This window comes from Enterobacter cloacae complex sp. S3, from assembly GCF_014930495.1.
Classification (GTDB): domain Bacteria; phylum Pseudomonadota; class Gammaproteobacteria; order Enterobacterales; family Enterobacteriaceae; genus Enterobacter; species Enterobacter asburiae_B.
In genome coordinates this window covers 13,593-27,604 of sequence record NZ_JADBRD010000035.1, presented here as the reverse complement: position 1 = coordinate 27,604, position 14,012 = coordinate 13,593, and the positions used below count along the sequence as shown (strand labels likewise).

General features: G+C 54.2%; 16 protein-coding genes and 1 other RNA gene. 10 read left to right on the top strand and 7 right to left on the bottom strand.

Features of this window, described 5'->3' with window-relative positions; genetic code table 11:
- Positions 1-549: 549 nt before the first annotated feature.
- Both ssrA and smpB read right to left on the bottom strand, forming a co-directional pair.
- Positions 550-913: a transfer-messenger RNA gene (gene ssrA / locus IM317_RS19470) on the bottom strand.
- A gap of 89 nt (positions 914-1,002) precedes the next feature.
- Positions 1,003-1,485 carry an SsrA-binding protein SmpB gene (gene smpB / locus IM317_RS19465; protein ID WP_008502505.1) on the bottom strand — a complete coding sequence of 161 codons (483 nt, stop codon included), beginning with the start codon at positions 1,483-1,485 and terminating at the stop codon, positions 1,003-1,005.
- A 156-nt stretch (positions 1,486-1,641) separates the two neighbouring features.
- On the opposite strand from smpB, the gene IM317_RS19460 reads away from it, so the two are divergent.
- The gene (locus IM317_RS19460; protein ID WP_024908332.1) at positions 1,642-2,079 is read left to right on the top strand and encodes a type II toxin-antitoxin system RatA family toxin; all 438 of its coding nucleotides are present in this window, start codon (positions 1,642-1,644) and stop codon (positions 2,077-2,079) included.
- Positions 2,069-2,356: an RnfH family protein gene (locus IM317_RS19455; protein ID WP_025759268.1), complete on the top strand. Its 288-nt coding sequence runs from the start codon at positions 2,069-2,071 to the stop codon at positions 2,354-2,356. The genes IM317_RS19460 and IM317_RS19455 overlap by 11 nt, the downstream gene beginning before the upstream one ends.
- A 103-nt stretch (positions 2,357-2,459) precedes the next feature.
- On the opposite strand, the gene bamE is transcribed toward IM317_RS19455, so the two are convergent.
- The 3 genes from bamE to nadK form a co-directional block, all read right to left on the bottom strand.
- The gene (gene bamE / locus IM317_RS19450; RefSeq protein WP_008502502.1) at positions 2,460-2,798 is read right to left on the bottom strand and encodes an outer membrane protein assembly factor BamE; all 339 of its coding nucleotides are present in this window, start codon (positions 2,796-2,798) and stop codon (positions 2,460-2,462) included.
- Between the two features lie 138 nt (positions 2,799-2,936).
- Positions 2,937-4,598 carry a DNA repair protein RecN gene (gene recN, locus IM317_RS19445; protein WP_033146256.1) on the bottom strand — a complete coding sequence of 554 codons (1,662 nt, stop codon included), beginning with the start codon at positions 4,596-4,598 and terminating at the stop codon, positions 2,937-2,939.
- Between the two features lie 85 nt (positions 4,599-4,683).
- The gene (nadK, locus tag IM317_RS19440) at positions 4,684-5,562 is read right to left on the bottom strand and encodes an NAD(+) kinase (RefSeq protein WP_008502500.1); all 879 of its coding nucleotides are present in this window, start codon (positions 5,560-5,562) and stop codon (positions 4,684-4,686) included.
- A gap of 122 nt (positions 5,563-5,684) precedes the next feature.
- On the opposite strand from nadK, the gene grpE reads away from it, so the two are divergent.
- Entirely contained in the window at positions 5,685-6,278 is a 594-nt protein-coding gene (grpE, locus tag IM317_RS19435) for a nucleotide exchange factor GrpE (protein ID WP_023333122.1), read from the top strand.
- A gap of 51 nt (positions 6,279-6,329) precedes the next feature.
- Here grpE and IM317_RS19430 read toward each other — a convergent pair whose 3' ends face one another.
- Both IM317_RS19430 and IM317_RS19425 read right to left on the bottom strand, forming a co-directional pair.
- Positions 6,330-7,616, bottom strand: a complete 1,287-nt coding sequence (locus tag IM317_RS19430) for an HlyC/CorC family transporter (RefSeq protein ID WP_033146255.1) — start codon at positions 7,614-7,616, stop codon at positions 6,330-6,332.
- Between the two features lie 19 nt (positions 7,617-7,635).
- A complete protein-coding gene (locus IM317_RS19425; RefSeq protein WP_014884879.1) occupies positions 7,636-8,427 on the bottom strand; it encodes an inner membrane protein YpjD in 792 nt (263 codons plus the stop codon).
- Between the two features lie 166 nt (positions 8,428-8,593).
- Here IM317_RS19425 and ffh point away from each other — a divergent pair, with 166 nt between their 5' ends.
- The 7 genes from ffh to IM317_RS19390 all read left to right on the top strand — a co-directional run bounded on the left by ffh (position 8,594) and on the right by IM317_RS19390 (position 14,011).
- Positions 8,594-9,955, top strand: a complete 1,362-nt coding sequence (ffh, locus tag IM317_RS19420; RefSeq protein WP_014884878.1) for a signal recognition particle protein — start codon at positions 8,594-8,596, stop codon at positions 9,953-9,955.
- 116 nt (positions 9,956-10,071) lie between these two features.
- Entirely contained in the window at positions 10,072-10,320 is a 249-nt protein-coding gene (gene rpsP / locus IM317_RS19415) for a 30S ribosomal protein S16 (RefSeq protein WP_003863133.1), read from the top strand.
- 15 nt (positions 10,321-10,335) lie between these two features.
- Positions 10,336-10,875 carry a ribosome maturation factor RimM gene (gene rimM / locus IM317_RS19410; protein WP_029741020.1) on the top strand — a complete coding sequence of 180 codons (540 nt, stop codon included), beginning with the start codon at positions 10,336-10,338 and terminating at the stop codon, positions 10,873-10,875.
- Positions 10,876-10,906: 31 nt separating this feature from the next.
- Positions 10,907-11,674: a tRNA (guanosine(37)-N1)-methyltransferase TrmD gene (gene trmD, locus IM317_RS19405; RefSeq protein WP_014832949.1), complete on the top strand. Its 768-nt coding sequence runs from the start codon at positions 10,907-10,909 to the stop codon at positions 11,672-11,674.
- A gap of 43 nt (positions 11,675-11,717) precedes the next feature.
- A complete protein-coding gene (gene rplS / locus IM317_RS19400; RefSeq protein WP_002914145.1) occupies positions 11,718-12,065 on the top strand; it encodes a 50S ribosomal protein L19 in 348 nt (115 codons plus the stop codon).
- A gap of 132 nt (positions 12,066-12,197) precedes the next feature.
- Entirely contained in the window at positions 12,198-12,602 is a 405-nt protein-coding gene (locus IM317_RS19395; RefSeq protein ID WP_033146254.1) for a DUF2946 domain-containing protein, read from the top strand.
- A 38-nt stretch (positions 12,603-12,640) separates the two neighbouring features.
- Positions 12,641-14,011: a PepSY domain-containing protein gene (locus IM317_RS19390; protein ID WP_033146253.1), complete on the top strand. Its 1,371-nt coding sequence runs from the start codon at positions 12,641-12,643 to the stop codon at positions 14,009-14,011.
- Position 14,012: the final 1 nt, after the last annotated feature.

The window sequence follows — 14,012 nt, the reverse complement described above, 5'->3', positions numbered from 1 at the left end:
TAAAGGGTCATTCTGAGAATGAAGATTCCGACGTTACTAACTGAGTGTTGTATCTAATCGTGGGGGCAGGTCAGCAGCATAAAACGTGAACTGACACTAAGTTACCACGAACTACAGAAGTAGGTAACCTGGTGATTTATCGAGTTAAGAGGGCGCAAAGAACTTGAAGATATGGAATGTATAAAGCTCTTCAAAAAATTAGTGCAGCACACGTTCTTGCATTCTGGCTCCCTTCGCAGCCGTTGGTCGTTTAGTCTCTTAGCTGGAATTGGCTTCAATTTTTTTGGCTTCTCGGTACCCGCTACACTAGCTTTGACAACCCAGCATGACAGGTAAATAAATGTTAGTAGGTTTGGACCTGAAAGAGTGTATTTTTGTTACCCTTAGTTACAAATAGAAAAACCCCAGACCGTGAAATCTGGGGTTCTTGTAAAGTGCACGTGCATTTCACGAGCATTTTTTTGTCTTTTCTCGGTCTGCGCTCTGTCTGGTCAGAGTCCGTAAGTGGCTGTTTTTATTGCCGCTGTCCGGTTGCAGTCCTATCAAAAGTGGTGGAGCTGGCGGGAGTTGAACCCGCGTCCGAAATTTCTACATCCTCGGTACTACATGCTTAGTTTGTCTTTACATTCGCACGCCAGCTGCGGACAGACACGCCACTAACGAACTAGCCTGATTAGTTTTAACGCTTCAACCCCAGGCAGGGCTTCCACGCGATCTCTTTTGGGTTTGACCTCTCTTTGATCCCCGTCTTAAGAGCGGAAGCTAGGGAGAGAGGGCTCAGAGCAGGTTATTAAGCTGCTAAAGCGTAGTTTTCGTCGTTTGCGACTATTTTTTTGCGGCTTTTAACGAGGCAAACCGCCCCTCGGCATGCACCTTGGGTTTCGCAAATCCCGTCGAATCCAGAATCAGCCCCAATAGTGTTGAATTAAGTATACCAGATTTCACTTCCTGGATACCAGCCCGGAACGCTAACTTATTGAATAGTACAATAAGTGTGCAGAATCAACGTCCTGCGTTTTTCATGATGCGCGCTTTATCAAGTTGCCACTCGCGCTCTTTCAGGTCAGTACGTTTGTCGTGCTGTTTTTTACCTTTTGCGACGCCAACTTTCACTTTACACCAGGCGTTTTTCCAGTACAGCGACAGGGCTACCACGGTGAAACCTTCACGGTTGATGCGTCCGTAGAGGGATTCCAGCTCACGCTTGTTCAGCAGCAATTTACGCGTGCGCGTTGGGTCACACACGTAGTGTGAGGAGGCGACGGTCAGCGGCGTAAAGTTCGCGCCGAACAGGAAGGCTTCGCCATCTTTCAGGATCACGTAGCTATCGCCGATGTTGGCTTTCCCGGCGCGCAGCGATTTTACTTCCCAGCCCTGCAACGCAAGGCCAGCTTCGAATTCTTCTTCAATGAAATACTCGTGGCGAGCACGCTTGTTGAGCGCAATGGTCGCCGAGCCTGGTTTATGTGCTTTTTTCTTCGTCATAAGTGTCGTAAAGCCGTCGGTAATCTGATTTCAAAAAGTCACCTCATTGCGTCCTGTGAGGTCTAACGCGCTATCTTAGCACGAGATGAGGCTTAGCGTTTTTTTAACAGGTGATAAATGTTATTATTTGTCCGTTGTGTGACCATGGGAAATGCTATGCCTCAGATTAGCCGTACTGCGCTCGTGCCTTACAGCGCGGAACAAATGTATCAGTTAGTGAACGACGTTCAGTCTTATCCAGAATTTATTCCGGGGTGCACCGGGAGCCGCGTTCTGGAGTCCGGCCCGACGCAGATGACTGCGGCGGTGGATGTCTCCAAAGCGGGGATCAGCAAGACGTTCACCACCCGCAATACGCTGACCAGCAATCAGAGTATTTTGATGCATCTGGTGGATGGTCCGTTTAAAACCCTGATGGGGGGCTGGAAGTTTACGCCGTTGAGCGCTGACGCCTGTCGCATCGAGTTCCAGCTGGACTTTGAATTTACCAATAAGCTGATTGAGCTGGCGTTTGGCCGCATCTTTAAAGAGCTGGCCTCGAATATGGTTCAGGCGTTCACCACCCGCGCCAAAGAGGTTTACAGTGTCGCATAAGATTGCTGTAGAAGTGGTGTATGCGCTACCGGAGAAGCAGTATCTGCAGCGCGTGACGCTGGAAGAGGGTGCAACCGTTGAGGCGGCTATCCGCGCGTCCGGCATCCTCGAACTTCGCAGCGATATCGACCTGGCGAAAAATAAGGTCGGGATTTATAGCCGTCCGGTGAAGCTGGGTGATGTGCTGAAAGAGGGCGACCGGGTGGAGATTTATCGTCCGCTGATTGCCGATCCGAAAGAGCTGCGACGTCAGCGCGCGGAGAAATCGGGTAAGTAGCGTGTTTTCCCCTCACCCTGACCCTCTCCCCAAAGGGGCGAGGGGATAAAAGAAAAACAAAAAAGGTGCTCAATGAGCACCTTTTTGCATTTCTGACTTCTGATTATTTGGTCAGGGCAGGCTTGTTGTCGATGTTGGTCAACACACCGGCGCTGCTGAAGGTCAGCGTCAGGGTCTGCTGGGTCGCATCTTCGTGGCCCGGCTTCTGACGGAATACATAGAACCAGGTGTTAGTGCCGAACGGATCGGACATCATCGGGGTTCCCAGTGCATAAGCGACCTGCTGTTGTGTCATCCCCACACGGATTTTGGACACATCGTTAGGGGTAAGGTAGTTCCCCTGGTTGATGTCAGGACGGTAAACCACTTTCTCCAGAGTGGAACAGCCTGCGGTCAACATCAGAAGAACCGCTGCGGCAGCGGTCAGCATTTTACAACGCATAGTGATTTGATTCCTTTTCGGGCCCGAGCAGAACGCGGCTCATATGTAATATGCCGATGATAATAGACCTTGCCCCACTTTGAAACCGGTCTGGCGGCGTTTTTGTTGTTCTGTATGACCCTGAGATCCCGAAAAAGTTTATGCCGCCAGCAGTTCTTTCGCGTTCGCGAGCGTATTGCGGGTGACTTCGCTGCCGCCGAGCAGGCGAGCAAGCTCCTGCAGACGCGCACGTTTATCCAGCGGCTTCATGTGCGTTTCGGTCATTTCACCGTCGGTTTCTTTGCTGACGATAAAGTGATGATGGCCACAGCCCGCGACCTGCGGCAGGTGGGTGACACACATCACCTGCGTTGATTCGCCTAGCTGGCGCAGCAGTTTGCCCACCACCGCCGCCGTTGGGCCGCTGATGCCGACATCCACTTCATCGAAAATCAGCGCCGGGGTTTCCATTTTACGCGCGGTAATCACCTGAATCGCCAGCGCAATACGCGAAAGTTCACCACCGGAGGCCACTTTGGAGATAGCCTGCAGCGGCTGCCCCGGGTTGGTGGTGACGCGGAACTCGATGCGGTCCGCACCTTCTGCCGTCAGGTGGTTCTCTTCAAAGCGGACATCAATGGTGAAGATACCGTGCGGCATCGCCAGCGTGTGCATGCTGTCGGTGATGTGCTGGCTTAGCTCCTGGGCGTAATGCTGACGGATTTCATGCAGCTTTTGCGCTGTCGCCAGCGCCTGTTCATGATGCAGGTTCACCGCGAGAGAGAGGGTTTCCTGCGAGTCAGCCTGATCGTCAAGCTGCTGCTGTTCTTCCAGCAGAGACTGATAGAATCCTGGCAGCTCTTCCGGCGTGACGTGGTGCTTGCGCGCCAGTGAAATTTGACGGGAAATGCGCTGCTCCAGCTCAAACAGACGGTTCGGGTCGAGATCCAGACGTTCACAGTAGTGGCGCAGTTCGTCACTGGCTTCGGAGATCTGAATGGCCGCTTCTTCCAGCATATCCAGGACGCCAGAAAGCTTGCTGTCCATGCCAACCAGTTCGGTAATGAGCTGGCGGACGTTATACAGCTGGCTTTGCAGGTTCACGTCTTCGCCGTCCGCCAGCAGGTTGAGCGCATTCTGGCTGGTTGAGAGCAGGTGGCCGCTGTTCGCCAGACGTTTGTACTCTTCGTCGATTTGCTCAAACTCACCCGGCTGCGGGTTGAATTCGTTGAGCTCTTTAAGCTGGTACGCCAGCAGCTCCGCACGCGCGGCGCGCTCCTGGCTTTGCTGCTGGTGCTGGGCAAGTTCACGGCAGCTCTGATGCCACTGGCGATAGTGCTCCGCCATAAGCTGAGTAAGCGCGTACTCACCCGCATAGCCATCCAGTAGCGCTTTCTGCTGTTCAGGTTTGACGAGTTGCTGGTGCGCGTGCTGACCGTGGATCTGGATAAGCAGCTGGCCGAGTTCGCGAAGCTGGGAGAGCGGAACCGCCGTACCGTTGATAAAGCCACGTGAACGACCGTCGCTGCTGATCACGCGGCGAAGTAAACACTCACGTCCATCTTCAAGCTGGTTCTGTTCCAGCCAGCGCTGGGCGGCAGGGGTGTCTTTCAGGGAGAAACGGGCGCACAGGTCGGCACGGTTTGCGCCCATGCGCACCATGTCGCCCTCTGCGCGGCCACCAAGGCACAAGCCGAGGGCATCAATGGCAATGGATTTACCTGCACCGGTTTCCCCGGTGATCGCCGTCATGCCGCTGTGGAAATCGATCTCAAGCTCACGAACAATGGCAAAGTTGCTGATGGTCAGTTGTGCCAGCATAATTGTTTTCCTGTATGAAAAACCATAACTGTGTTTTCATACAGTATAAACTGGTTTTTTATACAGTAAAGTACTGGATGCAAAATCAGAACAATTTTTTTGACCAGCCAAGCTTCGAGCTTAATGTGTTGAAATAGCTGTAATCTTTCGGATGAATCAGATTAAGGTGGTAATCACATCGACGAATGAGAACATCTTCACCTTCCTGGATCGGCAGCGCTATCTGGCTGTCGCAGCTGATCTCCAGGTCGTTACGGCGATGCGAGAAGCGCAGACGTATCGTGCTGTCGCCGTTGATGACCAGCGGGCGGGCGGAGAGCGTGTGCGGGAACATCGGCACCAGGGTAATGGCATCCAGCGAGGGCGTCAGGATTGGGCCGCCGGCAGAAAGCGAGTAGGCAGTTGAGCCGGTCGGAGTGGAGATAATCAGCCCGTCGGAACGCTGGGAGAAAGCAAAGATTTCGTCGATGTAAACTTCGAATTCAATCATGTGCGCCACTTTCCCGGGGTGAAGAACCACCTCGTTAATCGCGGTGCTGATGCGCTTCTGGCAGTCCTGCTGACACACCTGCGCTTCCAGTAAAAAGCGTTTTTCGCTGATATAGTGCCCTTCCAGCACGTCAGCCAGCTGCTGCTGCGCATTGTCCGGGTCGAGGTCGGTTAAAAAGCCGAGATTGCCACGGTTGATGCCGATGACCTTAATGTCATAGCGCGCCAGCGTGCGGGCCGCGCCGAGCATGTTGCCGTCGCCGCCCACCACCACGGCGAGATCGGCCTGTTGGCCAATTTCCGCCAGCGTGCCGGTTTTGACGCTTTTCAGCTGCAGTTCCTGCGCAATCTGCTGCTCGACCATCACTTCATAGCCTTTGCTACACAACCAGCGATACAACATTTCATGTGTCGTTAGTGCGGTAGGGTGACGCGGATGCCCGACGATCCCAATACACCTGAAATGATTATTCATTTTCTGGAGGTCCTTGTGCCTGATGAATGATGACAATCTGTCTTGTTCCCTTGAATCCCGGAAACTGATCCCCATAATAAGCGAAGTTAGCGAGATGAATGCAGAAAAACGCGGAGAAATTCATGAGTAGTAAAGAACAGAAAACGCCTGAGGGGCAAGCCCCTGAAGAAATTATCACGGAACAGCACGATGAAGTTGAGGCTGTAGAGCCAGACGCATCTGCTGAGCAGGTGGACCCGCGCGATGAAAAAATTGCGAATCTGGAAGCCCAGCTGGTAGAAGCACAGAATCGCGAACGCGATGGTGTTCTGCGCATCAAGGCGGAAATGGAAAACCTGCGTCGTCGTACCGAGCAGGACGTTGAGAAGGCGCATAAATTTGCGCTGGAGAAATTCGTCAACGAACTGCTGCCGGTTATTGATAGCCTCGATCGCGCGCTGGAAGTGGCTGACAAAGCGAATCCGGACAACGCGGCGATGATCGAAGGTATCGAACTGACGCTGAAATCCATGCTCGACGTAGTGCGTAAGTTTGGCGTGGAAGTGATTGCCGATACCAACGTACCGCTGGATCCAAACGTCCACCAGGCGATTGCAATGGTGGAGTCCGAAGAGGTCGAAGCCGGTAAAGTGCTGGGCGTGATGCAGAAAGGTTACACCCTGAACGGCCGTACCATTCGCGCTGCGATGGTGACCGTGGCGAAAGCGAAAGCGTAATTTGCCATTCGTAGTGCCGGGTGGCGGTTTCGCCTTACCCGGCCTACAGCCTTACTCAGCGATACTTTCGCGCAGGGGTTTTACGGGCAGGACTTTCACCTGCTTAATCATATTGTCCTGCACGTCCAGGATATCAATATCGTACTGCTCAATGCGCACCCGCGTGCCCGCCGCCGGGATCTCTTCCAGCGCTTCCAGAATCATCCCGTTAATCGTACGAGCCTCATCTTCCGGTAAATGCCAGTTAAAGGCTTTGTTGAGTTCACGAATGTTCGCGCTACCGTCAATCAGCACCGAGCCGTCGTTTTGCGGGGTAACCTCTTCCGCGAGGGAAGGTGACATTGACGTAGTAAAGTCCCCGACAATCTCTTCCAGAATATCTTCGACCGTCACCAGCCCCTGAATGTCGCCGTACTCATTGACCACCAGGCCGACTTTTTTCTTGTTGCGCTGGAATTTCACCAGCTGCGTGCTGAGCGGCGTTCCTTCCGGCACGTAGTAAATCTCGTCGGCGGCGCGCAGCATCACCTCTTTGGTGAACTCTTTTTTCTCGGTCATCAGACGGTAGGCTTCGCGCACGCGCAGCATGCTGATGGCGTCATCCAGCGAATCGCGATACAGCACAATGCGCCCGTGCGGGGAGTGCGTCAGCTGGCGGACGATGGCTTTCCAGTCGTCATTGATGTCGATACCGACGATTTCGTTACGCGGCACCATAATGTCGTTGACGCTCACCTTTTCCAGATCCAGCACTGACAGGAGCATGTCCTGATTGCGCCGGGAGATCTGCGAGCGGGATTCATTCACGATGGTGCGCAGCTCCTCTTTGCTGAGCGCGCTGCTGATGGTGACGTCGGCTTTGATTCCTACCATCCGCATCAGTATGCGCGTCACCATGTTCAGCAGCCAGACCATGGGCATCATCAGGATCTGCAGCGGTGCCAGCAGGAAGCTGCTCGGGTAGGCGACTTTCTCCGGGTAAAGCGCGGCGATGGTTTTCGGCAGCACTTCGGCAAACACCAGCACCACGAACGTCAGCACGCCGGTGGCAATCGCCACCCCGGCGTTGCCGTACAGGCGCATCCCAACGATGGTGCCGAGGGCGGAGGCCAGAATGTTGACAAGGTTGTTGCCGATGAGCACCAGGCTTATCAGGCGATCCGGCTTGCGAAGCAGTTTTTCAACGCGACGAGCGGCACGGTTACCCTGTTTAGCACGATGACGTAACCGGTAGCGGTTTAGGGTCATCATGCCGGTTTCCGAGCCGGAGAAATAGGCGGAGATGACCACCATGACGATCAGGATAACGATCAGCGTGGTGGTAGAGATGTGTTCCAGGGGGAACTCCTTTTGTTACTTAGCCAGCAAATTGCTGTATGAAGCGGCTGCCAAAATAGGCAAGGGTGAGAATGCCCGCACCCGCGACGTTGAACCAGACCACGCGACGACCGCGCCAGCCTTCATGATAATGGCCCCATAACAGGACAATATAGACAAACCACGCGATGATGGAGAGCACCGCTTTATCGATATTCTCCACGCTGAACAGGTTCTTCATGTAAAACAGGCCCGTGCAGAGCGTGAGCGTCAGCAGCACCACGCCCACCTGGGTGATGTGGAACATCTTACGCTCAATGACCATCAGCGGCGGCATTTCATGGTTAAACGCCAGCTTTTTGTTTTTCAGCTGGTAGTCAATCCAGGCGAGCTGCATGGCGTAAAGCGCGGCAATGATCAGCGTCGCGTAGGCAAAGAGCGACAGGCCGATATGCACCAACATCCCCGGCGTCGCCTCCAGATGCGTAATGAATTCATTAGGCATAAAGGTGGCGAGGGCCAGATTGATCAGCGCGAAGGTATAGACAATCGGCAGCAGCAGCCAGCCGCGATTTTTAGACGCGACGATGGTCATTACCGTGCAGATCATCAGGCTGACCAGCGAGCCGACGTTGAGGACGCTCAGGTTTTGCACGCTGCCGTCGCCGGGAATGATGCGTGATTCCAGCGCAAACGCGTGGCTGATCAGTGCGATCACCGCGGAAAGAATAGCCATGCGCCGCCAGCCGCTGTTTTTTTGCAGCAGTCCGGGAACGATCAGCGCGAGGCTGACAGAGTAGGCAACAAGGGCGATCAGTGCGAAAACAGGCATATAGGCATCGACAGTTGTCTTAATAAGAAAGAGAAGCAGTATAACGTTACGTGACGCCTGCTCCAACCGTTGCATAACAACAAAGGCGCCTTCATGTTATACTCCGGCAAAATTCTGTGTATGTGTCGCCCATGGCGGCCCAACGTTTCTACTCAGGCGAGAGACAATGTTTGATAATTTAACCGATCGTTTGTCGCGCACGCTGCGCAACATCAGCGGCCGCGGACGCCTTACTGAAGAGAACATCAAGGAAACGCTGCGCGAAGTGCGCATGGCGCTGCTGGAAGCAGACGTCGCGTTGCCGGTTGTTCGTGATTTTATCAACCGCGTAAAAGAGAAAGCGGTTGGTCATGAAGTTAACAAGAGCCTGACCCCGGGTCAGGAGTTCGTCAAAATCGTTCGTAATGAACTGGTTTCGGCGATGGGCGAAGAGAACCAGGTGCTTAACCTGGCGGCTCAGCCGCCGGCCGTGGTGCTGATGGCGGGCCTGCAGGGTGCGGGTAAAACGACCAGCGTCGGCAAGCTGGGTAAATTCCTGCGTGAAAAGCACAAGAAGAAAGTGCTGGTGGTTTCTGCGGACGTCTATCGCCCGGCGGCGATCAAACAGCTGGAAACTCTGGCCGAACAGGTCGGCGTAGATTTCTTCCCGTCCGACGTGGCGCAGAAGCCTGTCGACATCGTTAACGCGGCGCTGAAAGAAGCGAAGCTGAAATTCTACGACGTGCTGCTGGTGGATACCGCCGGTCGTCTACACGTTGACGAAGCGATGATGGACGAGATTAAGCAGGTGCATGCCTCTATCAACCCGGTAGAGACCCTGTTCGTTGTCGATGCCATGACCGGTCAGGATGCGGCGAATACCGCGAAAGCGTTTAACGAAGCGCTGCCGCTAACCGGCGTGGTGCTGACCAAAGTGGACGGTGACGCCCGCGGCGGTGCGGCGCTCTCCATTCGTCACATCACCGGTAAGCCGATTAAATTCCTCGGCGTGGGCGAGAAAACTGAAGCGCTCGAGCCGTTCCACCCGGATCGTATTGCCTCCCGTATCCTCGGCATGGGCGACGTGCTGTCGCTGATCGAAGATATCGAGAGCAAGGTTGACCGCGCGCAGGCCGAGAAGCTGGCCAGCAAGCTGAAAAAAGGCGACGGTTTCGATCTTACCGACTTCCTTGAGCAGCTGCGTCAGATGAAAAACATGGGCGGCATGGCCAGCCTGATGGGCAAACTGCCGGGCATGGGCCAGATCCCTGACAACGTGAAAGCGCAGATGGATGACAAGGTGCTGGTGCGTATGGAGGCGATCATCAACTCGATGACCCTCAAGGAGCGCGCTAACCCGGATATCATCAAAGGTTCCCGTAAACGCCGTATCGCAGCCGGTTGCGGCATGCAGGTGCAGGACGTTAACCGCCTTCTTAAACAGTTCGACGACATGCAGCGAATGATGAAGAAAATGAAGAAAGGCGGCATGGCGAAGATGATGCGCGGCATGAAAGGCATGATGCCACCCGGTTTTCCAGGGCGTTAATCGCTTTTGAGATTGCTTTTTGCCCGAAAATGAGTAAAATTTTCGGGCTTTTAATATGACACCCGGGCTCCGTTCCTCGATGGGGCCCGGTTGTTTTATTCACACAAGAGGATGTTATGGTAACTATTCGTTTAGCTCGTCACGGCGCTAAAAAGCGTCCGTTCTACCAGGTTGTTGTGACTGACAGCCGTAATGCACGCAACGGTCGCTTCATCGAGCGCGTTGGTTTCTTCAACCCACTGGCCGCTGGCGCAGAAGAAGAAACTCGTCTGGATCTGGATCGTATCGCTCACTGGGTTGGCCAGGGCGCTACTGTTTCCGATCGCGTTGCTACGCTGATCAAAGCAGCAAACAAAGCAGCTTAATCTGTCACGGTGGTCATGATGAGCAATAAAGCACCTGTTGAACCGATCGTATTGGGAAAAATGGGTTCTTGCTACGGTATCCGTGGTTGGCTCAGAGTGTTTTCCTCCACTGAAGACGCTGATAGCATTTTTGATTACCAGCCCTGGTTTATCCAGAAAGGCGGTAAGTGGGAAGAGGTCGAGCTGGAAAGCTGGCGTCACCACAATCAGGACATCATCATCAAGCTGAAAGGCGTTGACGATCGTGATGCTGCGAATGCGCTGACTAATTGTGAAATTGTCGTGGATTCGTCGCAGTTGCCACAGCTGGAAGAGGGCGACTACTACTGGAAAGACCTTATGGGTTGCCAGGTAGTCACTACCGAAGGCTACAGCCTGGGGAAAGTCATCGATATGATGGAAACCGGGTCAAATGACGTTCTCGTCATTAAGGCAAACCTGAAAGATGCATTTGGCATCAAGGAGCGGTTGGTTCCGTTCCTCGATGGACAGGTTATCAAGAAAGTCGATCTCACTACTCAAACCATTGAAGTAGATTGGGATCCTGGTTTTTAAATTCTCCGGATAAACGGTAAAAGACGGCGCTATGTGGATTGGCATAATTAGCCTGTTTCCTGAAATGTTCCGCGCGATTACCGATTACGGGGTAACTGGCCGGGCAGTAAAGAATGGCCTGCTGAGCATCCAGAGCTGGAGTCCTCGTGACTTTACTCATGACCGGCACCGTACCGTGGACGATCGTCCTTACGGCGGCGGACCGGGGATGCTAATGATGGTGCAACCCTTACGGGACGCCATTCACACAGCAAAAGCCGCGGCAGGTGAAGGCGCAAAGGTGATTTATCTGTCACCTCAGGGACGCAAGCTTGATCAAGCGGGCGTGAGCGAACTGGCGACGAATCAAAAGCTGATTCTGGTCTGTGGGCGCTACGAAGGGATAGATGAGCGCGTAATTCAAACCGAGATTGACGAAGAATGGTCTATCGGCGATTACGTTCTCAGCGGTGGTGAGTTACCCGCAATGACGCTGATTGACTCCGTCGCCCGGTTCATTCCGGGAGTTCTGGGCCATGAAGCTTCGGCAACGGAAGATTCCTTTGCCGATGGGTTGCTGGACTGTCCACACTATACTCGTCCTGAAGTGTTAGAAGGGATGGAAGTACCGGCAGTGTTACTGTCTGGAAACCATGCCGAGATACGTCGCTGGCGTTTGAAGCAGTCGCTGGGCCGAACCTGGCTTAGAAGACCTGAACTTCTGGAAAACCTGGCTCTGACTGAAGAGCAAGCAAAGTTGCTGGCCGAGTTCAAAACTGAACACGCGCACCAGCAGCATGAACATGATGGGAATGCGTAATACGCTCCCGAATATCAGTTTACCCAGGATAAGAGATTAAATTATGAGCAACATTATTAAGCAACTTGAACAAGAGCAGATGAAGCAGGACGTACCTTCCTTCCGTCCAGGTGACACCGTGGAAGTGAAAGTATGGGTTGTTGAAGGTTCCAAAAAACGTCTGCAGGCATTCGAGGGCGTGGTTATCGCTATTCGTAACCGCGGTCTGCACTCTGCATTCACTGTTCGTAAAATTTCCAACGGCGAAGGCGTTGAGCGTGTCTTCCAGACTCACTCTCCGGTAGTTGACAGCATTGCTGTTAAACGTCGTGGTGCTGTACGTAAAGCTAAACTGTACTACCTGCGTGAGCGTACTGGTAAGTCTGCTCGTATTAAAGAGCGTCTGAACTAAGATTCGCTTAAGCGACATCCTGTTAGAAAGGGCTGGCCGAAAGGCTGGCCCTTTTTTTATCCCTGCGCACCTCTCGCGTTAACCCTTTTGTCATAAATCATTTACAATGCTTGCCTCTTGAAAGGAGGAGAAGTGGATAACGTACTGCATCAGCCTGGCCGGAAACGCGCAGCGGCATTGACCGCGCTGTTTGCGATCCTGCTGATCGTGGTGGCGCCGCTTATCTCCGTCTCCTTGCAGAAAGATCCCATGAGCGCGATGCCGGGCATGCATCATGACATGAGCATGATGTCGATGGACGAGCATCAGGGCGATATGCCGCATACGATGCCTGTCGACCATGCGGAAGCGTGCGGCTACTGCGTGCTGTTAGCGCATGTCCCTGGCGTGATGCTGGCGCTGATCGTCCTGCTCAGCGCGGTATTACAGAGGCTTCGCATTAAGCCGCCGCGCGAGGCGGTCAGCCACTGGCACTTTTTCCCCTGGCTTTACCCTGATACCCGCGCGCCGCCGCGGCAGTCTGCTTTTTCCCTTTAAAACTAAATCGATAACTTTTTGCCTTAAAAAGGAAAAGTATGACTACCTGCACTCCGCGCGCGGCATGGGGAAACCTGCTGCGTCGCCTCCATTTCTACGTCGGGCTTTTTGTTGGTCCGTTTATCTTCTTTGCCGCGCTGACCGGTACGCTGTATGTGGCGACCCCGCAGCTGGAGAATGCGCTCTACCGGCACGCGCTCCACACGGATTCCGTGGGCGTGCCGCAGCCGCTGGCGGAACAAATTGCCGTGGCGGAAAAAAACATTGGATCAGATGTGCATTTGCACGCCGTGCGTCCGGGGCTGGCTGAAGGCGAAACCACCCGCGTGATGTTTGCCGATCCGACGCTTGGCCCATCGGAGAACCGGGCTATTTTTATTGATCCGGTAAGCCTGGCGGTGCTGGGAGATATGACGGTATACGGCACCAGCGGGATTTTACCGCTGCGTCAGACTATTGATTATCTGCATACCTCTCTGATGCTGGGCGACGTGGGGCGGCTCTACAGCGAGCTTGCCGCCTCCTGGATGTGGGTTGCCGCGCTGGGCGGTGCTGTCCTGTGGTTTTATACCCGACCCAAACGGCGGATCAATAATCGCTTCCAGAATCGTCGTCGGATGCACGTGACGCTGGGCTGGAGTCTGCTGGGCGGAATGCTGTTGTTCTCAGCAACCGGCCTGACCTGGTCCCAGTGGGCTGGCGGGAACGTTGATAAGCTGCGGGCAGAGATGAACTGGCTTACCCCGCAGGTGAACACGACGCTTTCCGGTCAACAGGAGATCGTGAATGAGCATGCCGAACACCGGGGCCATCACGGCGGAATGATGATGCCGGAAATGGCGATGGATCTGACGCAGTTTGACGGAGTATTAAGCGCGGCCCGTAACGCGGGAATTGATGCCAACAGACTGGAGATCCGCCCGGCAAAAAAGGCGGATAGCGCCTGGACCGTGACGGAAATCGATCGCAGCTGGCCGACCCAGGTGGACGCCGTTGCGGTTGATCCTTCGACGATGCAGGTTCTGGACAGAACCCGTTTCGAGGATTTCCCGTTAATGGCAAAACTGACCCGTTGGGGCGTGGATTTCCATATGGGGATCTTATTCGGGCTGGTGAATCAGCTGCTGCTGGTGGCGTTCGGCCTCGCCCTGTGCGTGCTCATCGTCTGGGGTTACCGGATGTGGTGGATGCGTCGTCCGGCACAGTCGGCGGTGGATCCGGTGCAGACGCTTTGTCAGAGCTGGCTGGCGCTGTCAGGATGGGGAAGAGGCGTTACGGTGGTAATCAGCATACTGCTGGGGCTCGCCTTGCCGGTCATGGGCGTGAGTCTGGCGCTGTTTGTTGTGGTGGACTGGCTGCGCTGGCGAGCGGCAACCAGGGTGACGCTCGCCGAATCATCCGCAAAATAAG